Here is a 22979-nt window from a genome sequence, read left to right as displayed (position 1 = left end):
GTAGTAGAAGCCCTTTGCAGGCAAATCAGAAGGTTTCGGGATGATCATAGCTCTTCTCCTCCTCGAGAAACTAATAGCGATGCTTACAGCGACGTGTCATGCTCTGCGCTCTCCGCGAACGTATGAGCTTGTTCCTAGTGGACCATCTTGCTACTGAGTTATGACGCTGAGTACGCAAAGTACATCCCGTGTGATCTTCGCGTGGAATAAGCACTTGTTCGTCTGCAGCACCTTCATGATGTGCACTAAGCTCGAATACCGGTAAAGGTAAAGGCTCCTCAAGCGGTACAAGCAGCGTCTCTATATCTTCACTCGAATGCGCCTTAATGAGCGCAGTAAGCAGCGCAATTGCGAGTCCGCCTCCGCTGTTGCCGCAAATATACACAACTCGTTGAGACATAAGTCCCCTATTGAATAACAAAAATCTATGCTATTTCTAGCATAGATTTTTGTTACTGTCACATCAATCTTCCAAGTCCCATTCACCCAGTTTCTCATAATGCGCGGCTTCAGTTTTCTTGTCATACTGGCTTGAAAAAAGCGCAATCTTTCGTGCCATAAAAAGTTCCGTAGCACGCGATGACTCAATTGGGGGTAACAAGGAATCAAGCATGCCTCCACCACGTACCCGAGCAAGTGTAATATGTGGAATAGCATAGCGGTCCCCTCCTCTAGTTTTTCGATGCTTTCGATCAAGTTGACGCTCCCAAGTACCAATACGTTTAAAACAGGACTCTGCATCCGCAACAAGTCGCTCAAACCACGAATTTCGCTCATATCGCATCCAAAGCATCGTAGGCTCATCAGGCTGCATAATGCGAGTTCTGCCGCCCGTAAGGGCAAATGGACGTGTTCTCGAAGCTATATTCTCTACAATGGTCTTCACGTCCGGGATAATGCCTTCAAGTACATCTCCTAAGAATATGACTGTAATATGAAGATTAGAGGCGGGGGTAATGCGCCAAAGCCCCCCTTCGAGCGAAATGGTTTCCTGCATAATCGCGTCAGTCAACTTTTGATCGATGACTAATCCTATAAATAATCGTTTCGTTTCCATTATCGGAGTTTTACTGAAGATGTCCCAACAGTACTCGACGCAGCAAGATCAGTTTTCACATGTAGACGCACTGGGTCAAACTTTCCTGCTATCGCAGGAACAGCACCAGAGAGAAGTTCGATTGCCATCTTGATGCGTGCCAAGTACTCTCGAGTGTAGAGTTTTGTACGAATGAATACTCCGCCCGTTTCGGGGACAATATATGCCTCTGCAGGGATTCCATGCCAAAGCGCCATTGCAATCGCTCGGTCAGCATGAAAGCGTTGAGTAATATAAAGTGGTTCCATTGCTCCAAAAATATCACGAGCACGGAGAACAGAGTCGAGTGTGTCTCGACCAGCATAATCCTCATGAATAACATCGCTTGGCACGCCGCGATCCTCAAGCGCTTTGCGCATTGCGCGTGGCTCATTATAGTTTGCCGCTCTATTATCGCCAGTAATGATGATTTGCTTGATCTTTCCAGCGTGGAAAAGCCCAGCTGCAGTATTCATGCGGAGCATGAAATAACTATTCGGCTCGCCACTTGATGCAAACGGTGATGTTCCAAAGACAACAGCAATCTGTCTATTTGGCATAGCGCGATAATCATGATGAATATGATTACGAGCAACAAAGGTTGTAAGGAAAGAGATAAGTAGTGTCAAGACAAGAAAGAAAAAAACAGTATATACGCCTTGGATAATCAGGTGCCTTGGAGTTCCTTCTTTCATTTGTGACACCTCATTCATTTCCGCATTATAGCGAAAATTCGAGAAAACGCACGTTTTATTTAGTCATCTTGTTGGTAGATATCAAGGCCACCTGTCCCAATAAGGCATATCTTGGGCCATGGAGCATAGGTACTCTTCCATAGTGCTGAACGGACCTCTCCGCTTTGATAACGTATTGTTGTTGTAGCATAACTCGTCATCCCTTCACGAGGATGGTCAGTGCATTCCGTTTTCCCAAATGGAATTGACTTAGAGAATCGAAAATCTGGAGGCGGCGGTGGAAGTATTTCTGTGATTAAGGGCTTCGTAGTAACTGCTGTTCGCCTGTCACCATGACCAAAAAATTCAACAATGAGATTGGTGCCTTCTATTCGCACTTGTACAAGCAGTGGCGACGCAAAGTCATTTATGAATCTAAAATCATGATCAATTGCATAGATACCCGCATCAAGACCGGGACCATAATACCCCACAACATAGCGATGATTATGTCGCTCAGTAATTTTTAGGCCAGCATCTAATGCAGCACGAAAGAATGTAGTCGCAACCTGACACAGTCCTCCCCCAGCCTCTTTTCGACTTCGATCTCCCTTGATGACATACTCCTCTTTATACCCATTTTCTTTTTCTGCATAACCGATGCTCTGCACAAGTGAAAATTCCTCTCCGGGTTGAACAAGGAAACCAGTAACTCTACTTGCCCCAAGAGAAATATTGTGAATACGATCAGCAGATGAGCCCTTGAAACTCGTCTTCGCAGTGCCCACTAAGTCAGTGATTCTCAGCGCACTGAGCATAGCAAGAGAATAACGTGGCATAGTAGTAAGATAGGCAAGCGAAACCATTTCCCTTTTATCGGTCACCTTCCCCGCACTACGCATCGCGGCCTTTGCAGCAATCCAATCATTTATTTTCGTTGCAAGAGTGTGGACATCTATGTCATGACCCGGCTTTCCCTCTCGCGCAACAGCAAGACGACCATTATTGATGGCAAACTGCGGCTCAAGGAGAGGCTCGGTAATGAGAGAGTGTGCAAGCGTTTTAATATGTGCGTAAAGCTTTTCCTCATCGACGATAAGCGATTTCGAGTTACTGTCATACGTGAGCATTGGCAACAATGTCGCACCGCTTAAAGTCCAAGCATATTCACCAGAGTACACTTGAAAACCGCGACTCTTACGTAGTATCTCTGCAAGTTCCCTCTGACCCATTAAATTGGCAGATTGCACTCGCGCAGGAGTATCTACGCTCGCTATGCTGATTGTTTTCACTGCTTGCTGTCGCACAATATCTTTCATTTGTGCAACGATTTCGTCAATCGGCAACGACTGTCCCGGTGCATCATCCGCAACGAGAATACTTCCCTTTACGTATACATAATGTGCATCAGTCGGTACGTGCAGTACGTCAGAGAGCGATTGGGCAAAAAACTGTGTTATGGCGTGCGAATTTACAATCTCCTCCTCAGCCGGCGCAATACCATAAAGGTGAAAATTGATAATCTGCCTAGTGCTTGGCAGACGATAGAACTCAAAGCTTTCATCTGCATTAAGTCCGAGAGACACATGAGGGACACTTAATTCTCTGATCGAACCATCACGTAATTGAAGGCGAACAAGAATACCACTCTTTCGCAACTCTCGAACGCGCATAACACTTATTGAAGCCTGTGCGTATTTTGTTGCTTCACCAAGTAAGATCCTGCTTGCATTAGCTAAGCGCACAACAGACAGCAGCAAAAAACTGCATATGATGAATGAAAATATCGCGCCTACCTTTAGCGGTCTATGTCTCATGCTATATATAGTATAGCAAAGAAAAACACCCTAGGGCGTTTTCTTGTTTTGAGACATCCAAGTGAAGAATGCTTCGGTATTGCGTAATGCGGGCATCTCATCTGGTATAAACACAGCGAAGTGCTTCTTGGTGATATCACCGATTCTTCTGTAGCCGACAATACGGTCAAAAGATGGAGCAATAGAGAGATCTTCAATTGCCACACCACCTGATTTCTTACTTGCATGCAAGACTTTTCCATCCCCCATGTATACCCCTACATGATCAACACCTTCGGGCACGGGAGTTCCCTTCTTCCACTCGATTGTTTCGTAATATATCCTACCCTCGCCCGAATTTGTAAATATCAAATCTCCAAAACGAAGTTCATCTTCAGTTATAACATCACCAAAAACATACTTGTCGACAGAAATTGATGGCATCCAAGGCATTCCCGCAAGTATATAGAGATAGCTCACCAGCGATGAGCACGAGAAACTTTGAGGTGCATCCTCTCGCATAACTGAGGGATTCTTATACTTTGCTCCAAGTACTTGCGGGATAACGGAGCGAATAACCTGCTCAGGTAAATCATACGTGAAAGAAAGTCCATGAGAGTCTAAAAATAGACAAATGTCCTCAAATGACATTTGTACTCCAAGATTCGCATTGAGTTGTTCTGCTGTAAATCCAATTCTATAACGCCACATAATTATGATTACCCAATCTTATCAAATAAGGATTCCAGTGTACTGTTGACTTTTGGTCCCATGTGTCGCACAAAAAACCACCGTAAAGGTGGTTTTTAGATTGAACCGCGAGTCACAAGCACATTCATGAATGCGAGACCAATCGTCATTGCTACAATCATGAGGCCGTTGGCGATAATAATTGGATGCTGTACGCGAATCTTAATGAAGAATGCGAGAAGTAGTGCAGTAGAAGCAATTAGCGCAATTGCCAACTCAATGACAAGTGCCAGCGTACGTGGCTGAGTTTTGACCTTTTCCAAGAAAGAAACTTTCGTTTCGACTGTTCCAGCGCTCTCTGCTCCGAGCACTCGTGGCTCAACCCTGCGTACCGCCTCGCCCGCTGCGGTACTCAAGCCCCCGATTGCTGCAGCAACAGGGCGTGGGTTTGGTGCGGGAGCAAATGCGAGCGGCGTGCCGAAATGCTGTACAACAAAGATAGCATCTTTACCCTTATACTTCCCTAGCGCAGTAGCAATACCGACTTGTGTATACTTACCACTCAAGAGATTATCACGATGAGTTGGTGAATTCATCCAGGCATCAGTGATGTCCTTTGATTCAACGAAGTTCACAGCCAAGTTCTCGCCTGCAAAACGATAATCATATCCGACTTGCCTGAACCACACCCAAGGTTCGTCACCACTAGGGCTATTATGTGCGAAGTAACCTTTCGCTGCCATGTCATTTGCCTTAAGCTGTGCTGACTTCATAAGAAGTTCATTCTTTGACAGTACACTAAGGTGGGCATTCGTTCGCTCCTTGTTCGTCTCAGAAATAAGTATCGGCACCAATACTGCTGCAACTTGCTTGCTTGTTGGCAGAATGATAAAACTATAGAGGAGGAAGAACGCCTGTGATGCGAGTAGAAGGAAAAGCAGCAGCTGCGCACCGGGGGTGCGTAGAATATGAGGGCGATGATCGTTTCCTTCGTGTGGGATAAAATGTTGCTTAAGCCAGGTCAGCATAATGAATACATTACAACATAAATATATGACTTATGCAATAGTGTAATCCACATGCTAGATTTTGATGGTATATAAATATATAGTATAATATAATATAGCATAATCAATGCTACTAACTATAATCATGATTTATGACAATCAATGATACAATCCTCCGCGTGGTCGCCCGAAAGTTTGTACTTTCAGTGATGATCGCAATTGGAGATCGAACAATGGGTTATATCGAAATACAGCGTGCGACGAACGCAAAGCCTGTGCCACTAGCACGAGCACTCAAGTCATTGGTACTCAATGACCTTGCGAAGCGTGAAGAGATTGCGGGTGGACGAGTAAATTACACACTCACGGCTCGTGGTCGCAAGGCACTGAAGTTTGCACAAGAAATCGTAAAAATTTAACAAGGACTCACAACCTAGTTACGTAGCACACCAAATAAAAACACCCAAGTCTTCTTGGGTGTTTTTATTTCTCTTCGCACTACACGTTAGTAGTCGAAATATTCTTCCCTTGTGACGCAAAAGCCATAGTCGAGGCATTCCTATGCCCTACTCACGCCGTGAGGCGGAATCAGTAGGTTGTCGGGCAAGAAAAAACTCCAACAATAAGTTGAAGTCTATTCAGGCTACATGTGCACCCCAGATAACTGTACTATAACCCCAACAACCGCGAGCATCATCGAGACGACCCAATAACGCATCGTGACCTTGTATGGAGGCCAACCCTTTGCTTGAAAATGATTATGAAGCGGAGCAACAAGAAATATTTTCTTACCACCGCGTAACTTCTTTGAGAGGATTTGTAGAGTGCTTGAACCTGCAGTTACAATAAGCGGAAGAGCAATAATGAGTGTCGCAATCTCTGCACGCTCAAGAAATGCAACAACAACCAATGCAGTTGTGAGACCCATCGTCCCTGTCTCTGAGTTGAAAAATCGCGCAGGTGGAATATTGAACCACAGGAAAGCAAGGAGTCCACCGACAATAACAGCACAAAATGTCGCGAGATCGACCTGTCCTTGCGTAAAAGCAATGATCGCCATTGCTGCATAGATCGCAGAGAATACTCCCCCCGAAAGACCGTCAACGCCATCGATAATGCCTCCTGAATACATTCCAATCACATAAAAAATGAAGAATGGAATAAAGAACCATCCCAAATTAATAATGCCGTAGAATGGAACGTGAATGGCATCACCAGTTTGGAGATTTGTATAGAACCACCATGCACCAATAGCACCAAGGAGCCCAACGAATGCGAGGCGGACTTTAAGTGAAAGTCCTCCGCCTGCATAACTCCCCTGCTCACCGTGGCACACCAAGTAGTCATCAATAAGGCCACAAAGTGCTCCTGCAATAAGCGTAAAAAGAGGAAGCCAAACTTGATTGCGTGAGAGGAAGGTTAGCTTGGCAAATATACTTTCAGGCGCAGCCACAGCAAGTACCGCAAATAGCAGTGTTGTAATCAATGTTGCACCCCAAATAACAATTCCTCCCATACGTGGAGTCTTGCGCTCTTCGTCACCATGCAATTTTGCTGTAATCGTCGCCGCTCCACCCCCTGTTGCATTTTGAACACTCTTCTTCTTCCACATTTTATACTTGTATAAAAAGTGAGTGAGAATAGGTGTGCCCAATATTCCGATAACAAAAGCTACGGTTGTGGGCAATAAGACCTTGAGTACGTCTATTGGCATAATAGTGATATTAAACTTCTTTAAATATTAGTTATTCATAGCAAGCTTCGCTGCAGCAAGAAGTGCTTGTACATCAGTGAAGCGCTGCTCCCTCGTCGAACCTAGAGCAACAATAACAACAGGCTGCTGTATTCCTATATCGACGATGATTGCAAGGTTTCCACCTGCCATGTCGGTATATCCTGTCTTTCCCCCAATGATACCCGGAGTTGCAGCAGCAATTTCATTTGTGTTAGCGACACGATGCGCAATATGCTGTTTTGAGGTAACCGTAACAATAGGTTGAGCCGTGTACTGCAAGAGGCTACTATGATGCCTAAGAATATACTCGAAGAGCTTTGCTACATCATGCGCACTCCCTGATCCACCGGGAGTAGAACCCGCATCAAGCCCAGAAGGTGAAGTAAAAGCAAATGAATTAAGGCCTATCTGTTTCGATTTCGCATTCATTGCTGCAACGAAATCATCACGCTGCTCATCTCTTGTTCGGTTCTTGTTCGAATCGAGCGCAGCACCCACAGAAGCTGCAATCGCGCTCGCACCATGATTAGATGATTCTACAAGAGTAAGTGCAAGCAGATCCTTAAGTGACCAACGTTCATCCTTGCGCAGATCAGTGCTTCCTTCGACCGCAAGATCATCACTACGGATGGTCACCTCACCGTCTGCAGTAGTTGACTCAAGCGCAACCACAGCAGTCATCATCTTTGTTATCGAAGCAAGAGTCTGCGGAGACTGCGCATTCTTTGCATAAAGCACGCGCTGACTCGCGATATCCCAAACAAAAGCACTTTTGGCAGTTAAGCTCATCCCCGTGAATGGATCGGGCTTACTTGATGTCGCAGCAATGGCCGCTGGCTGAGTTGCCAATTCTTTCTCATTCGGTGCACTCTTCTGACTCGCAAAAATCTTCGGACCTATAAGGAACCCGACTATGGCAAAAATAACGATAAGCTTGAAATCATTACGCTGCATGATCATCTTCTGCATTATGCACAGCAATAGCGGAATCGTCAAAGGCTGGCGCCATCAGATCTTCTTCTGCAATATCAGCTTCTAAATTTGTTGATTCTGGACTTTCAGAGAGCTCTCCCTGTTTGAAGTCTGGATCACACTCCTCTCGAGTGAGTATTCCATCTCCATCGGAGTCACATAGCTCTGCTTTTGAGTCTGTCATATCATCTCCGAGTGAGGCATCATGAAGTGACATATCTTCTTCGGTAGTTTTCTCTACCAATTGCTCTGACTCACCATCCTCAGTGAAACGCGCACTAGCAAAGGCCTCGAGCTGCGCCTGAATCTCCTCGTACTGCGGAAGTTCTTCTTTACGAGTGACGCCCATATATTCCAGAGCCGCAAAAGTAGCACCATAAAGCGCTGCACGAGCATCTCTTGGATTCTCTAACTTCTCGACAATACCACGCACCAGAAGATTGCGAAGGATGAATGTCGAATTAACTCCTCGAATATAATCAATATCTGAACGCGTCAGCGGACCCTTGTAACAGATGATAGACAAAGTCTCTACAGCTGCTTTCGAAAGTTCTTTCGTAATCTCTTCACGTGTAATCTCCTCAATGAGCGCACTTGCTGCAGGTGCAGTCCCAAGTGCAATTTCATTATCCTGTTCAATAAGACGAATTCCACTTTCTGACTGTGCAAGCCGCTCACTGAGCTGCTTGGCCGCCTCTCGCACCATTGTTGCGTCGGTCTTAGTGAGAATTGCAAGCTTTCGGTACGACATTGGCTCCGCAGTGTAAAACAAGATGGCCTCAATGGCTGCAGCAAGTGAAAGTGTTTTGTTTGATGAATTATCCATATGTTGGTGTTGCGAGCTCAATAGGCTCGATATCTATCTCCCCCCAATCATCACTCTGCGCAACAGTGATGGTGCCCTGCTTCACAAGCTCAAGCATTGCGAGGAATGACACAATAACATCGACGCGTTCTTCTCGAGAGATAGGCTTGCCTCGCTCATATTTTGCGAAACGACTGAATCCCATCTTTAGTGCTCCCGTAACACGCTCAGCAAGTCGATTCATCATTTCTTCGATTGAAACAACTTTCTTGATTGTCGCTTTCGGAAGCGCAACCTTCTTCGGCAATGCTTCAAGGACCCTAATTGCGCCTTCATGGATACCTACCGGCGTCATTTGTGCATCAGGTGCAAAGAATTGCGGAGGGAGAGTACGTGCGCTTTTCTCAAAAATAATGCGCTTACCATACTCAGACTTTACCACCTCAGATAGCGCACGGAATAACTCATGTAATGCAAGACGTCGTTTCAAGTCTGAGATATCTTGCTCCTCTTCTATCGTAAGATTAAGATCTGGAAGAATTGATTTTGACTTGATAAGGACTAGGGTCGAAGCAACAAGGAGAAAGTTTGCAACGTCACTCATTGGATACGACTCAAACGAGCGTACATGTGAAATATAATCATCTGCAACTTTAGAAAGCGAAAAATCACTTATGAACAATTTTCTTTTTTCGATAAGCGAAAGGAGAAGATCGAGTGGTCCCTCGAAGTGTTCTGTCTGTATACGAAAATCGACCTTAGCTTCCCCGAGTGTAACTTCCATATACTACCAGTATAGCATAAAAAATGGCGTATTTTCTCACTTTTCCACACTTTTGCGGATCATAAAACCTCTCGTAAAGAGAGGTTTTATGGATTAAAGTGGCTTATTCAGTCGCAAGCCGAGCTCAAGTAGTTGCTTCTGCTTGATTGGGCTTGGACTCTGGGTCATGAGTTCCTTTCCCTCGCCATTCTTTGCAAATGCAATGACTTCGCGAATATTTGGCTCATTTTGTAGTAATGCAATAAGACGATCAAATCCCCAAGCAATACCACCATGTGGTGGTGCACCGTAAGCAAACGCTTCAAGCATATGACCAACCGACTGCTGTGTTTCCTCCTCGGTATAACCCATTATCTTATATACAGCTTTTAATGCCTCTGGATTATGATTGCGAATCGAACCGCCACCTATCTCAAAACCATTGAGACAAATATCATATTGCGCTGTAATGATCTTTTCGACATCCGTGCCCGCGAGAAGTTGCTCGCGAAATTCAGGCATCGCTGCACTAAATGGGTTGTGCGTGAATGTCCATCCACCTTCGTCTGTTTTCTCGAAGAATGGGAAATCAATTACCCAACAGAATGCAAGCAGGTTGGGGTCATTCTTGTCTTCGCGTATATCAGGGCGATCAGAATTGTACTTCTCCATAGCCTCCTTATAGGATAAGCGAGGGAAAGGAATTTGCTGGATTCTCTTCTCAGGATAAAGCTCTTTGACAATTGCAATGAGCAAATCTTCGTTTAAGCGAAGAACATCCTCGCGCTCCACAAATGACATCTCGAGGTCGAGCTGAGTAAATTCAGGCTGGCGATCCCCACGAAGATCTTCGTCACGGAAACAACGAGCAAACTGAAAATAACGCTCAAAACCAGCAGCCATAAGGAGCTGCTTATACTGCTGCGGTGACTGAGGAAGTGCAAAAGCCTTACCATTCTCGACGCGTGAAGGCACAATATAGTCTCGTGCACCTTCTGCAGTAGCCATCGTCAAGACTGGTGTCTCTATTTCCTTAAAGCCTTGTGCATCAAGCTGATTTCGCAAAAAAAGCGCAGTCTTATGACGCATCTCAATATTCTTCTGTAAACGTTGCCTACGTAAATCGAGATAGCGGTAGCGCAATCGCACATCCTCGCCAATATCCATACCTGATCCACGTACGTCAAATGGAGGAGTTACTGACTCATTCAATACGTCAATAGAAAGCAATTCCACTTCAAGCATACCATTCACCTCGTCAGCATTTACGTTCTTTTCAGGACGCGCATTCACTTTACCCTTGATGGACAGGGACCATTCGGAACGAACTTTTTCTGCCACTGCATGTGCATCTTTATTGAAAGGCAGAGCAACTGCCTGTACCTTTCCGGAAACATCACGGAAATCAATGAAAATAAGCTTTCCTTGGTCTCTGCGGACGTCTACCCACCCTTCAATAAACACTTCTTCACCAATGTGTTCTTTCAGATCTTTTATGAGAGTTCTTTTCATAGTCGTATATTTTTATGCGAAATAGTTGATATGCATATTCGTCTTCACTTCTCCAAGGACAGCTTGGGCCTTCTTGCGCGCGACAGCAGTTCCTTTCTCAAGAATAGCCATTACAGCCTGCGGATCTTTTGCAAGCTCTGCACGTCTATTGCGAATCGGCTCAAGAAGTTCATTCAGCACCTTTGCAAGTCGCTTCTTAAGTACAACGTCGCCAAGTCCACCCTTCTTGTATTGTTTCTTCAGTTCGGCGACTTCTTCTTTATTCGAGTCGAAAATATCAAGATAAGCAAAGACAACGTTACCTTTCACTTCGCCTGGATCACTAACGTGAATATGGAGTGGATCAGTATACATTTGCATCACCTTCTGCTCAACCTCCTTTGCAGTATCAGAAAGAAAAATTGCGTTGCCCAATGACTTACTCATCTTTGCGTTTCCATCTATACCCATAAGGCGTCCATGCTCACCCGTAATTGCTTTGATTCGAGTGAACGTATTGCCATAGATACGATTGAAACTATCAACAATCTCATTTGCTTGCTCAAGAACTGGAAGCTGATCTGCACCAACTGGTATTCTTGATGCGCCAAAAGCAAGGATGTCAGCTGCTTGTGATATAGGATAAGCCAAGAATCCAACAGGAATACTCTCTCCGAACCCTCGCTGTTTTATCTCTGTTTTGACAGTTGGATTCTGCTTCAATCGAGAAACAGTTACAAGATTCTGAAAATACATTGCGAGCTCTGCAATCTCAGGAATCTGTGACTGAATAAACATCGTCGTCTTCTTAGGGTCAATTCCGCAAGCAAGGTTATCAAGCGCAACTTCGAGCACATTATCTCGAACCTTCTTTGGGTTTGTAGCATTATCAGTCAGCGCCTGTGCATCCGCAATCATATAGAAAAATGATGCACCCTCTTTTTGCAGAGCCAGCCTGTTCTCAATAGAGCCTACAAAATGCCCCAAATGGAGCTTTCCTGTCGGTCGGTCACCTGTCAAAATAGTGCCTAATTCCTGGCTTTTCATAGGGTAATACTAGCAAAAAATCGAGCTTCCGTCTAATAATAAACAATCGCACATTACTGTGCGATGTTTGGAGTTATTGTCTCTTCAAGCTGTGGCGGAGAAACTTTTTGTGGCCTAATCGCAATCGGACTCCCCTCTGCAGGTAGTTCGATACTAAAGACTGCGCCTTTTCCTGGCCCCTCAGAATCAATCCATATCTTACCGCGCATGCCCATGATAAGTTTCTTCGCAATATAGAGTCCAAGACCCGAACCATCAGCAAATTGCTTCACTCCGCGCTCACCACGCTGGAACTTAGCAAAGAGCATGCGAATATCCTCGTGAGCAATACCAATGCCTGTGTCGGCAACTGCGATGATGATAGTATTCTGATCTCCCTGGCTTACGGTAATAGTCACACTGCCTTCTGGTGTATATATAAGCGCATTGTCAATAATATTATGTAACACCTCACGAAGCTTCTGCTCATCTGCAAGTGCCGTGTACGGAGTCTCTCGAGGAACAACATTCAGTGATAGTTTAAGATTCCGCTTCTGAGCTTTTTCAGTAAATTCAGTAATAAGATCATGCACCAAATTCACCACATCAACAGGTGTAATATCATACACGAGATCATTCTGCTCAATTCGAGTGATACGGAGCAATTCATTCACGAGATTTGTTAACCGAACAGATGACTGATGTGCGCGAGCAATCGGCATATTAAGCTCTATTGGTACGTGACCATATGCCTGCTCGAGGATCATCGAAAGATAGCCAGTAAGTGCTGTTAGCGGCGTGCGAAGTTGGTGTGACGCAATAGACATAAACTCACTCTTATGTTCACTCGCAATGCGCAACTGTTCATTACTACGCGCGAGTTCCCAATTTTTATTTGAGAGACTGCGAGAAAGATCACGAAGTCTTCGTTCGTCATTCATCGTCTGCGCGAGCGTACGCTGTACTAAGCGAATAATGATTGGCATCGTCAACAAAAATGACATCGAAAGTAAGCGAATATTTTGGTCGCGTGTGACGAAAAAAATCATCGCGCCTATCATCATTTGTAGTGCAAGTACGCCGATCATTCCTCGCGTAAATATTCCCATGTGCAATATTATAACATGAAGTATGCAAATGCAGGTGAGAGGTCATAGGTTTTCGGCCATAGACAATTAAAAAAATACACGATGCGTATCGCATCATGTATTTCCCTATAACCCATAACCTATTACCTATCACATTGATTTAGAATCCTTCCTTCTCGAGATCTTTGAGTAACTCTTTTGCTTTCTTACTTGGCTTTGCGGGCTGCGCAAATGTGACTTTGATCAATAAGTCACCAGCCTTACCCCCTCGACGTACATGGGGAATTCCTTTTTCGCGCATACGAAGAATCGTTCCTGGTGCAGTGCGCTCTGGGACATCAATCGTAAGCATCTCACCCTTCACAGATGGTAATTCCTTTTGTGTTCCAAGAACAGCCTCTGTAAGTTTTATAGAAAGCTCAGCAACGAGATCATCATCCTCTCTCCTCCAAACCTTATGGGGCTGCACATGAATCGTAATATACAAATCTCCCGGAACCCCATGAGGTACTGCCTCACCTCGACCCGACATGCGCAATGTCTCACCATCACGCACTCCTCCTGGTATTGGAATTACTATTTCCTCTTCACGCTTCACTACACCTTCTCCGGCACAATCCTTACACTTCTCTTCAGGAATCTTTCCATTACCATCACAATCACGGCAAATTGACTGTGACTGAATTGCTCCGAGGATCGTCTGCTGGATGTGAATCGTTTTACCTTTACCTCCACAAGTACTACAGGTCTTCTGCTTTGTTCCTGGTTTTGCACCCGAACCATCACATGTGAGACATGTGGCATGCTTACGCAACCGAGTAGTCTTCGTCACTCCGTATACTGCCTCTGCAAAACTCATTTGTACATCAATTTGGATATCGCGACCTTGCGGTGTGCGCTGGCGGCGACCACCACCTCCGAACATATCACCAAAGATGTCTCCCATATCAAAGCCTCCCTGCTGAAATCCGGAAAAGTCAAATCCACCAAAACCTCCTGCTCCATTAAAGCCAGGATTTGCATCTGCACTACCATACTGATCGTAGCGCCCACGCTTTTCGTCATCCGAAAGCACCTGGTAAGCCTCGTTCACTTCTTTAAACTTCGCTTCATCTCCAGTCTTCTTGTCAGGATGATATTGATGGGCAAGTTTATAGAATGCCTTCTTTATTTCTTCCTTTGATGCACTCTTTTCGACTCCCAATGTTGAATAGTAATCCTTTGACATAATTAGATATTTGTATGCGTATTATATGTATTTTTCAATAAAAATCAATGAATTACACTTCTCATGTAATATGCGAAGAACGGATCATTTTTTCCTATTAGAACGTTCAATTCGTGCACGAATCGGTGCGCACATTTTTTCACGATAGAGTGAATAATGCATATAGCGCTCTGCGGCATGAGGATAGTCACGAAAGAGGGTATCGTAGCATAACGTAATAAGTAGCCCTGTTGTAATATCTTTTCTATTTTTTTCCATCAAGTGCGCAATAAGCTCTCCGACTACTTTCTTTGCAAGTAGGGCCTGATCACCGTGATCACTCCCTTTTCCTTTTTCGAAAGCATACACAAGCGATGTGAATAGTTTCTCATAAATAAAACGCTGTCGCTTGCCATTTCGTTTCTCAACAAAAAGATTATTACCTTCAGCGGTTTCTTCTGTAGTGAACTTCATATCGCACTGAACACACTGTCGTCTGCGCCAAACAACACCGGGTGTGTGCGCTCGTGTATTTACCACTCTCGTATCGGGATATTTGCAATATATACAATTCATATCAATATATAGTACTTTTATCTTATTTCTTTATATAAATATGTCAACGCCTTGCCCTATCAGTTGCGCGGAATGTGTTTTCTTAGTACTTATACACCTACGCTTTGGTGCGATACAGTGCTACGCTTTGACCAGAGCAGCACATTCAAAAAGGAGTACATCATGGCTTGCATCGAGAAGATCTACAGCGTTTCCGCACTCGTCGGAAAGGGAGTATGTAATGGAAATTGCGCATTTTGCGCCGGCAAATATCTTCGTCCTGACGCGAAGAACACAGACCCTGCATTCCTTAAAAACCTTGAGTCAGCAATCAAGCTTTCCGCGCGTCACGGAGGGTGGTCACTCTCACTCACCTCAAGTGGTGAGCCCACGATGAGCCCGGAAGATGTCACTGAAGCGCTTCGCGTCTACGCTAAGTGCGCAAACCATGGCGCATACTTCCCCAATGTGAATTTATTCACAAATGGAATCCTCCTAGGAGACTCTTCCTTCTGTGAGACCTGGCTGCCGTTGTGGAGAGAGCTCGGCCTCACGAATATTGCACTATCGATACACTCTGTTAACCGCGGAAAGCAGGCACGTGCGTATGGACTCGAGGAGTATCCTGAGTTCACGAGTATTGTCGCTAATGTCAGAAAATATGGCATAGGTGTCCGAGCAACCCTACTTCTTCGCAAGGGAGAAGTCGACAACGCCCTCGCTTATGAGCGCAGTGTTCGTTATCTTATTGAGTGGTGCGATATTACCAATATCACCTCGTGGCCGGTCGCAGACCCTGATGGGACACCCAATGTCTTCACGCCCAGCGAAGAAGGAATGAATGATATACGAGCATGGCTTACAAGATATACGAAGCTCTGTCACGGGCACGTTTGGGGTGGTGGCGTCTTTGACTACGATGGAAGCATCCTACGCCTGACTGACTACGTTACAAGACACGACCCCGAGAAAGATTTCGTGCGACAACTCGTTGTCTTTCAGGACGGCACGGTTGCATACTCGTGGATCAAGGAAGGTGCGCTGTGTATGAAGTGATCCGACTAAAGGGGTGCGGACATGGGTTTTAAGGAACGACGCAATGTTGTCATCGCTCGTCATAATGTGCGTCTCGAAAAACTCAATACAAAAAGAGACCTCGCATTAGCGGCGCTCCAAAACAGCTTTGAACGTGAAGCAGAACAGCGCACGATCACCTGTGCCTACTGCAGAACTTCATCCCCTGCCCCAGAATGGAAATTCATTTGGGGAGAGGAATATAGCGAATCAGCATCCCGGGGGCCGCACAGCGAACCCATCTCTGGTTGGGTTCGCAAAAGCATGATCCAAAGTGCTATTGCATGTCCATGCTGCAAAAGAAATGCAACGATAGCGGAACACAAAGAGCGGGACAAGATCATGGAGATCTTGGAATACACTTCCGTGATCAACGGAACTCAACACAAATGACAAACACGCCCAATGGGCGTGTTTTATCATTAGATATCACGAACGTTGTCTGCTCCGGCTGCACCGTCTTCCTTTGGGGTTGTTCCCGCGTCTTCGGTTGACTGCTGCTTTGCCATTGCCTCACCGATTGCGCTCATAGCATGGCCGAGCTCTTCGGTAGCCTTCTTGAGTGCCTCCATATCAGTTCCATCCTTCACTGCCTTAAGTGCAGTGATTTTTTCTTCGACGGTCTTCTTGATATCCTCAGGAACTTTGCCTTCATTGTCCTTGAGTGACTTCTCTGCTGTATAAAGTACAGACTCTGCGGTGTTCTTCACCTCAACAGCCTCACGCTTCTTCTTGTCCTCATCCGCATGAAGCTCTGCTTCCTTAGTCATACGCTCAATGTCGGCGTCAGAGAGTGTAGAGCGTGATTCAATTCGAATCGTTTGTTCCTTGCCTGAAGTCTTATCCTTTGCCTTCACGTTGAGAATACCGTCAACGTTCACATCAAACGTGACTTCAATCTGAGGAATACCACGAGGTGACGGTGGAATACCATCAAGAATGAAACGACCAAGTGTCTTGTTATCAGCTGCCATTGGACGCTCACCCTGAACGATATGGATCTCAACAGAGGTCTGATTATCAGCCGCTGTCGAAAATACCTGTGACTTACTTGCAGGAATGGTCGTGTTTTTCTCGATAAGCTTTGTAGCAATATTCCCTAGCGTCTCAAGTCCGAGAGAGAGTGGGATCACATCAAGAAGAAGGACGTCGTGCACATCTCCCTGGAGGATTCCTCCCTGAATTGCAGCACCGACCGCAACGACTTCGTCCGGGTTGACGGACATGTTGATCTTCTTGCCAAAAAACTCTTCTACGGCTTTTTGGATTGCGGGCATGCGCGTCTGACCTCCAACCATGACGATTTCATGGATGTCGCTCATTGGGAATGGTGCAGCAGCAATCGCTCGCTTTGTGATTACCATTGCACGCTCAATGAATTCCGCTGAGAGCTCTTCGAGCTTCGAGCGAGACATCTTTATGACAAGATGGCGTGGCCCATTCGCATCAGAGGTAATGAATGGGAGATTCACTTCCGTCTCAACGGCAGTTGAAAGTTCAATCTTTGCCTTCTCTGCTGCTTCATCAAGACGCTGCTTTGCGAGTGCATCATTGCGCACATCGATACCAGACTCCTTCTTGAATTCCTCAGCAAGGAACGTAATAATGCGCTGATCAATATCCTTTCCTCCCAAGTGTGCATCACCATCGGTAGACTTCACTTCGATAACATCCTCACCAACTTCGAGCACTGATATGTCAAATGTACCTCCTCCAAAGTCAAAGACTGCAATCTTTTCATTCTTCTTCTTGTTGAAGCCATAAGCAAGTGCGGCTGCGGTCGGCTCATTAATGATGCGCTTCACGTCAAGTCCTGCGATCTTTCCTGCATCACGCGTAGCCTGGCGCTGTGCATCGTTGAAGTATGCAGGAACAGTAATGACTGCCTCAGTGATCTTTTCACCGATCTTCGCCTCTGCATCTGCCTTCATTTTCTGAATGAGCATTGCAGAAATTGCTTCTGGGGTATGCCAGTCATTTCCCATTTTTACCTCGATTCCACCATTGGATGCCTTGCGCATCTCGAAAGGAACCATAGTCTTATCTTTCTGTGTTGCAGGCTCGTCAAAAGAGTGGCCGATGAAACGCTTGATCTGATAGATCGTATTCTGAGGGTTTGTAACCGCCTGACGCTTCGCTGGAAGTCCAACAACACGCTCCCCTGTCTTTGAAAGTGCAATGATAGAAGGCGTCGTGCGTGTTCCTTCAGCGTTTTCAACGATACGTGGCTCGCCACCCTCAACAATTGCAAATGCTGAGTTTGTTGTACCGAGATCGATTCCAAGAATTTTTGCCATAATATGAAATAATTATTTGTAAATCATAAGGATAAATATGGCTATTTTGCCAAATCCTCTCCTTTTTCTGTATGGGACCATTATTGCAAAAAATTAAATTTATGCAATACTATAATATATTAATATATTATATTATATGCCAATTATCACAGTACCCCTTGAATCAGATCTCTATAATTTTGTCGAAGAAGAAATCCGTGAAGGAAATGCTGAGACAAAAACACAGGTTATCAGGCAAGCACTTCGTCGTTTGCGTGAGGAGCGTGCGTTCACAAGGCTGCGTGAGGCAGAGTCTGACATACGCGAAGGAAGGGTTGTGCAAGGCGATCTTCGCGCCCTACTCGATAAACTTCCTGAATAATCATGCACATGCTCTATACCGTGCGTTTCCTGCGCACTGCAAAGAAACTACCAAAGCATGTCATCGACGATATCATAAAATCCATTGAACACTTACTTCACCCGCAAGCTCGTGAACCACTTCATGTTTATCCGCTTGAAGGACGATTGCGAGGACTGTCGTCACTGACTATCAACTATGAATACCAGGCAGTTGTTATCGCGAATGAAGGTGCAATTATTTTTCTGGATATAGCACATCGCATGCAATAGTTTCGTCTCGCGTTTAATAAATTAAAACCGGCAATGCCGGTTTTAATTTTGAGTAACGTATACTTTTACTTTTGGAGACTTAATAAGGCGATCACCCATCTTGTATCCTTTTTGTACCACTTCAGCAACCTTATGATCGAGATTCTGATCATCAGTATGCACATTACCAATTGCGGTTGAATGCTGCGGATCAAATACTTCACCAAGCGGGCTCACCTCAGAGAGACCATAGTTTTGTAATGTCTCCATGAATTGCTTATGGATATACTCAACACCCATACGCCAGTTTGGGTCAACTTTTTCCCATGCATCCTTGTTCGCAAACGCCATATCAAAACTCTCGAGAACGGGAATGAGATCAGCAACTACGCTTTCACGCACATAATTACCCAATTCAGATTTCTCTTCCTCGGAGCGCTTTTTGAGATTAATATAATCTGCCTTGAGCCTCTGCCAGCCATCAAGGTACTCTTGCTTTGCGCGTTGTGCCTCGGCGAGTTTTTCGCGAAGTCTTTTTATTTTATCTTGGGGGGAAAGTATTCCCGATGGTGAAATATCATCGTTGTAACTCTCAAATTCCACATCATCAGAGTCTTCGGTAGGTGGCAATATTTCGATGCCTGCACCAATATCTACCTTGCTCTCCTCGCCTTCTACATTTTGACTATTATCCATACTTTGTGCGCATAGCATAGCATAATGTGTCACTAAAAACTAGCCCATAATTGTTGTCCTATTCTTCAATATACTCTGAAATACCATCAATAGTCCTACTACAGACGAGCCAGGTCACCATATGCTATACTAGAGATTATGGAATCAGATGTACCCACACCACATAGAGACGAGACACAGCTCACACTCATGGAACAAAAAATTGATTTCCTTGTTGAAGAAGCAAGACGCAGTGCGCGCGCGAGGCGTCTGACGTTCTGGATCACTATTATTGTCTTCATATTACCCCTCATTGGAATCATCGTATTACTCCCTACCGTACTCGGTAGCCTAAGTGGTGTAAATACACTCGGAATCTAAAAATGGACACTACCCTAAAGTAGTGTCCATTTTACTATTCTTCATAACGCTCGCTCTTGAATCCAGGAAGATCTGGAAGAGGTTCATCAGAGCGTAATAGCACAATACCTTCAATTTCAGATCGCGCAGCTTCTTCAATATTTTCACGATGTTGCGCAAAATCCTTTGTAAGCCAATCATCAAGCGAGGCAATTCCTGAGCTTTCCATAATCACACTAAGGAGTGCACCTTCAGCACCAGCAGGAAGCTCGAGTACAGGAACTTGAAGTGCATAGTCGATGAATTCATACTCACCTACGGGATGTGGTATCGGAGAAAGTGTGAGGTAACCTCGTGCAGTCAAATCAGTAATTGCAGCAATAATATCTTTCTTCGAAATATATCCGTGGCCAGCAACTGCGCGGGTGAGATATGAATAGGCATCGGGAAAGAGTACCGGCTTCTTCCGCTCAGCCCTCCAATCAGCAATATACTTTCGATTCTTCCATAATAGAGCAGCAAGCAAGACGGTGAACACAAGAGTTGCGAGGATGTACCACATATACTGCGGCAACGCTCTTGGTGTATCTCTCGTAGTGACTGCAGGGAGTTCAACAAGCCCGCGAGGGTATGAAATTTCGACAACGACACCGTCCTTTGTAAGATTATCTATATTTAGACGAAATCCATAGAGCTTGTCATCCTTAATGAGGGGCTTAAGGAGACAACCACCACTCGTCCTCCCTGGAGTAAAGCTACATGTACCCGTAGCAGTGACAGGAGGAACAGGTATTGAAAAATATATATCTGCCTGGAATTTCTTCATTACCTCCTTTACGGGAGTAGTGATTTGCCATCGTAATCCTGTATTCGTCGCGAGGCCATTGAGTGTATACCTAAAATCATAATAATGAGGTCCTTTAAGTATCACATCCTTGTCACCAATGCGAACAAGCGCGACATTTCCGCCACTTGAGGCATCAAACTTGTATGGCAATCCAGCCTTATTCGCAACGGACAGCATATGAAATGTGATGGGGGCGCCGCTTTTTCCACCTGAAAGGAGCGGGATTTCCCTTATTACACCGTGATTGCCATCTACGCCGAAATCAAATGTAAAATGCTCTTCAACGCCGAGCAAGCCATCTCTCCCGAGAATAGCCTGTACAGCATAGTTCGGAAACTCTGCCGCATGCACAAAAATAGGAAACACAAATAGCAGTGTGCTCCAAAATACCGCCCCTGTTGATATGATTTTATTCTTCAGCATCGAGTTCTTTGCGTACTTCTTCAAATGAATTCTCAAGATTCTTTAAACGCGCCCTGCACTCCTTGATAAGCACTGCTCCCTGCTTGATCTTAAGGAGTCCAAGTTCAACGTCGACCTCCTCTTGTGATTCAAACCATTGAGCAATCTCTCGAAGTTCTGAGATTGCTACATTCAGATCTTTATCTGAATTCGTATTTTGATTTTTCTTAGTCATGTTTTTCTATTCGAGTTACCTTTGCTGAAATTGTGCCGTCGACAAGCAATGCTCCTATTGTATCACCCTCATGTATACTGTGAACGCTTCGAAGTATTCCCTGTGTAGAACGGAGAATGCTGTATCCGAGGCGCAACTGTCTCATTGGATCATGTGCGTCGAGTAAAGCGCTGAAGCGCGCAAGCTTTTCTTTTATCTGTTCCATAGTCCTTCTAAAATTTCGTACGGAATCCTCTCCCACTCCCATCACTGTCTGCCTGCGCTCCCCCAGCGCTCGTTTGTAAAGTGGAAGAACCTGCAGAAATCCATCCATTGCCCCAGTGAGTGATGTTTTTATATTCAAAAATGCATGCTCGAAATAACGATGTGCCTTCATGACTTCCATAGACTTACGTTGCAAGGCATTTGTATACAGGGCAAACATCGACTGTTCCACTGTGGTAATTGAAATATCTGCGGAAAGCCACGAGCTGTTGAGCAGGGTTGTGCATGCAGTTGGCGTGCTTGGTGCATAATCAGCCACCAGCTGTGCAAGAGGCACATCTTTGTCGTGTCCAATTGCACAAATAACCGGTTTTGGAAATTCAGCGATTGCACGTACAACGTATTCATTATTGAATGCCTGCAAGCTCTCCAATGATCCGCCTCCTCGAATGATCACTAGTGCATCAATATCCTCACTCTTCATCCGAGCGATGGCTCTATAGATATCCTTGACTGCGAGCACTCCCTCGACACGCGCATCGAGAAAGCGTACCTGAAAACCAAACTTACCAAGGTTGTTGAGAAAATCATGAATGACTGCTCCTTGTTTTGAAGTAATCACACCAATGCGCTGTGGAAAGTCTGCAATCACACGCTTTCTTGATGCTGCAAAAAGGCCTTCGAGTTCAAGTTTTTTGCGCAACGCGTCGTACGCCTTCTTTAATGCACCTTCACCAACAAGCTCGATTGTCTGCGCGCGGAGTGACAGCCTTCCAGAGGGCTTATAAATCTCGACGCGGCCTTCGACAATGACTTCGAGACCAGGGACAATCTCAACCCCCGAGAGGTGATAATCTGAAGTCCACATAAATACATTTAACACTGCCTCAGCCTCTGTATCCTTTATCGTGAAATACAGGGCGTTTCCCCGCTCCTGTACACTTACGATCTCACCACGCACTCTCGCATTAATTCGAAATAGTTCTCTGTTAAGAATATCGAGAAACTGACTGATACTATAGGAGGGACGCTCCATTGGGCCATTTGTACCATTCATCACCCCATTCATCGATACAAAAGATTGAGGGTCTCTCGGTTGTTCCTTCGGTGCGCTGATGCACTCCGCGATCACATTTAATATTGCCTTCCCATAAAGATTAAATTTTGCTTCTTTAATACCCTTTATCTCTAGCAACTCATCCCTCGTGCGTGGGAGAGCAGAGACAATTGCATCGAGTGTCGCATTAGGAAAAACTCGAAAACTTTCGATATTTTTCGCTCTTGCTTCACTATCCCTCCAAGCATACAATGCGGCACGAATGTTCATTGCTGTATTGTATCAGGAAATGTCATAACTGCATTATCTTTCTGTATACGAACACACGAGGGCATATAGAACAAAAACACACC

26 protein-coding genes are annotated in these 22979 nt (G+C 45.1%); 6 read left to right on the top strand and 20 right to left on the bottom strand.

Features of this window, described 5'->3' with window-relative positions:
• Positions 1-70: 70 nt before the first annotated feature.
• From VJ579_03505 to VJ579_03480, 6 genes are all read right to left on the bottom strand, one after another.
• A complete protein-coding gene (locus VJ579_03505; protein ID HXK38109.1) occupies positions 71-400 on the bottom strand; it encodes a hypothetical protein in 330 nt (109 codons plus the stop codon).
• 63 nt (positions 401-463) lie between these two features.
• Positions 464-1057 (bottom strand): 2'-5' RNA ligase family protein, encoded by a 594-nt coding sequence (locus VJ579_03500; protein HXK38108.1) that lies wholly within the window; start codon positions 1055-1057, stop codon positions 464-466.
• Complete coding sequence (locus VJ579_03495) at positions 1057-1788, bottom strand: ElyC/SanA/YdcF family protein (protein ID HXK38107.1); 732 nt, start codon at positions 1786-1788, stop codon at positions 1057-1059. The genes VJ579_03500 and VJ579_03495 overlap by 1 nt, the downstream gene beginning before the upstream one ends.
• Before the next feature lie 41 nt (positions 1789-1829).
• Complete coding sequence (locus VJ579_03490; GenBank protein ID HXK38106.1) at positions 1830-3422, bottom strand: VanW family protein; 1593 nt, start codon at positions 3420-3422, stop codon at positions 1830-1832.
• A gap of 174 nt (positions 3423-3596) precedes the next feature.
• On the bottom strand, positions 3597-4256 hold the full coding sequence (locus tag VJ579_03485) for an NlpC/P60 family protein (GenBank protein HXK38105.1): 660 nt from the start codon (positions 4254-4256) through the stop codon (positions 3597-3599).
• Positions 4257-4351: 95 nt separating this feature from the next.
• Entirely contained in the window at positions 4352-5263 is a 912-nt protein-coding gene (locus VJ579_03480) for a CAP domain-containing protein (protein ID HXK38104.1), read from the bottom strand.
• Between the two features lie 131 nt (positions 5264-5394).
• Between VJ579_03480 and VJ579_03475 the strand changes: the two genes are divergently transcribed.
• Positions 5395-5661 carry a hypothetical protein gene (locus VJ579_03475; protein ID HXK38103.1) on the top strand — a complete coding sequence of 89 codons (267 nt, stop codon included), beginning with the start codon at positions 5395-5397 and terminating at the stop codon, positions 5659-5661.
• A 224-nt stretch (positions 5662-5885) separates the two neighbouring features.
• Here VJ579_03475 and VJ579_03470 read toward each other — a convergent pair whose 3' ends face one another.
• From VJ579_03470 to VJ579_03430, 9 genes are all read right to left on the bottom strand, one after another.
• A complete protein-coding gene (locus VJ579_03470) occupies positions 5886-6854 on the bottom strand; it encodes a hypothetical protein (GenBank protein ID HXK38102.1) in 969 nt (322 codons plus the stop codon).
• 129 nt (positions 6855-6983) lie between these two features.
• Positions 6984-7931: a serine hydrolase gene (locus VJ579_03465; protein HXK38101.1), complete on the bottom strand. Its 948-nt coding sequence runs from the start codon at positions 7929-7931 to the stop codon at positions 6984-6986.
• Positions 7921-8775: an SMC-Scp complex subunit ScpB gene (scpB, locus tag VJ579_03460; GenBank protein HXK38100.1), complete on the bottom strand. Its 855-nt coding sequence runs from the start codon at positions 8773-8775 to the stop codon at positions 7921-7923. The genes VJ579_03465 and scpB overlap by 11 nt, the downstream gene beginning before the upstream one ends.
• Positions 8768-9538 carry a segregation/condensation protein A gene (locus tag VJ579_03455; GenBank protein HXK38099.1) on the bottom strand — a complete coding sequence of 257 codons (771 nt, stop codon included), beginning with the start codon at positions 9536-9538 and terminating at the stop codon, positions 8768-8770. The genes scpB and VJ579_03455 overlap by 8 nt, the downstream gene beginning before the upstream one ends.
• 93 nt (positions 9539-9631) lie before the next feature.
• Entirely contained in the window at positions 9632-11029 is a 1398-nt protein-coding gene (locus tag VJ579_03450; GenBank protein HXK38098.1) for an amino acid--tRNA ligase-related protein, read from the bottom strand.
• 12 nt (positions 11030-11041) lie between these two features.
• On the bottom strand, positions 11042-12055 hold the full coding sequence (gene trpS / locus VJ579_03445; GenBank protein HXK38097.1) for a tryptophan--tRNA ligase: 1014 nt from the start codon (positions 12053-12055) through the stop codon (positions 11042-11044).
• Positions 12056-12108: 53 nt separating this feature from the next.
• Complete coding sequence (locus tag VJ579_03440; GenBank protein ID HXK38096.1) at positions 12109-13143, bottom strand: HAMP domain-containing sensor histidine kinase; 1035 nt, start codon at positions 13141-13143, stop codon at positions 12109-12111.
• Positions 13144-13282: 139 nt separating this feature from the next.
• The gene (dnaJ, locus tag VJ579_03435; GenBank protein ID HXK38095.1) at positions 13283-14350 is read right to left on the bottom strand and encodes a molecular chaperone DnaJ; all 1068 of its coding nucleotides are present in this window, start codon (positions 14348-14350) and stop codon (positions 13283-13285) included.
• Between the two features lie 84 nt (positions 14351-14434).
• Positions 14435-14803: an ATP cone domain-containing protein gene (locus tag VJ579_03430; protein HXK38094.1), complete on the bottom strand. Its 369-nt coding sequence runs from the start codon at positions 14801-14803 to the stop codon at positions 14435-14437.
• A 264-nt stretch (positions 14804-15067) separates the two neighbouring features.
• Between VJ579_03430 and VJ579_03425 the strand changes: the two genes are divergently transcribed.
• Positions 15068-15940: a radical SAM protein gene (locus tag VJ579_03425; protein HXK38093.1), complete on the top strand. Its 873-nt coding sequence runs from the start codon at positions 15068-15070 to the stop codon at positions 15938-15940.
• A gap of 21 nt (positions 15941-15961) precedes the next feature.
• Positions 15962-16351, top strand: a complete 390-nt coding sequence (locus tag VJ579_03420) for a hypothetical protein (GenBank protein HXK38092.1) — start codon at positions 15962-15964, stop codon at positions 16349-16351.
• A 29-nt stretch (positions 16352-16380) separates the two neighbouring features.
• Here VJ579_03420 and dnaK read toward each other — a convergent pair whose 3' ends face one another.
• A complete protein-coding gene (dnaK, locus tag VJ579_03415) occupies positions 16381-18255 on the bottom strand; it encodes a molecular chaperone DnaK (protein ID HXK38091.1) in 1875 nt (624 codons plus the stop codon).
• Positions 18256-18391: 136 nt separating this feature from the next.
• Between dnaK and VJ579_03410 the strand changes: the two genes are divergently transcribed.
• Positions 18392-18616 carry a hypothetical protein gene (locus VJ579_03410; GenBank protein ID HXK38090.1) on the top strand — a complete coding sequence of 75 codons (225 nt, stop codon included), beginning with the start codon at positions 18392-18394 and terminating at the stop codon, positions 18614-18616.
• Positions 18617-18618: 2 nt separating this feature from the next.
• Complete coding sequence (locus VJ579_03405; protein ID HXK38089.1) at positions 18619-18867, top strand: hypothetical protein; 249 nt, start codon at positions 18619-18621, stop codon at positions 18865-18867.
• Between the two features lie 42 nt (positions 18868-18909).
• Here the strand turns inward: VJ579_03405 and VJ579_03400 are convergent, their stop codons facing one another.
• The gene (locus VJ579_03400; GenBank protein HXK38088.1) at positions 18910-19542 is read right to left on the bottom strand and encodes a nucleotide exchange factor GrpE; all 633 of its coding nucleotides are present in this window, start codon (positions 19540-19542) and stop codon (positions 18910-18912) included.
• A 138-nt stretch (positions 19543-19680) separates the two neighbouring features.
• Between VJ579_03400 and VJ579_03395 the strand changes: the two genes are divergently transcribed.
• On the top strand, positions 19681-19902 hold the full coding sequence (locus tag VJ579_03395; GenBank protein ID HXK38087.1) for a hypothetical protein: 222 nt from the start codon (positions 19681-19683) through the stop codon (positions 19900-19902).
• Between the two features lie 34 nt (positions 19903-19936).
• On the opposite strand, the gene VJ579_03390 is transcribed toward VJ579_03395, so the two are convergent.
• Genes VJ579_03390 through xseA form a run of 3 tightly spaced genes read right to left on the bottom strand, consistent with a single transcriptional unit; the run spans position 19937 to position 22896 of the window.
• Positions 19937-21151, bottom strand: coding sequence for a DUF2207 domain-containing protein (locus tag VJ579_03390; GenBank protein ID HXK38086.1), 1215 nt, complete (start codon positions 21149-21151; stop codon positions 19937-19939).
• Complete coding sequence (locus tag VJ579_03385) at positions 21138-21365, bottom strand: exodeoxyribonuclease VII small subunit (protein HXK38085.1); 228 nt, start codon at positions 21363-21365, stop codon at positions 21138-21140. The genes VJ579_03390 and VJ579_03385 overlap by 14 nt, the downstream gene beginning before the upstream one ends.
• Complete coding sequence (gene xseA, locus VJ579_03380) at positions 21358-22896, bottom strand: exodeoxyribonuclease VII large subunit (protein ID HXK38084.1); 1539 nt, start codon at positions 22894-22896, stop codon at positions 21358-21360. The genes VJ579_03385 and xseA overlap by 8 nt, the downstream gene beginning before the upstream one ends.
• Between the last annotated feature and the right edge of the window lie 83 nt (positions 22897-22979).

This window comes from Candidatus Paceibacterota bacterium (assembly GCA_035583355.1).
GTDB lineage: Bacteria > Patescibacteriota > Minisyncoccia > Phycocordibacterales > UBA6899 > JAJZQJ01.
This window is presented reverse-complemented; position numbering and strand designations above follow the sequence as displayed.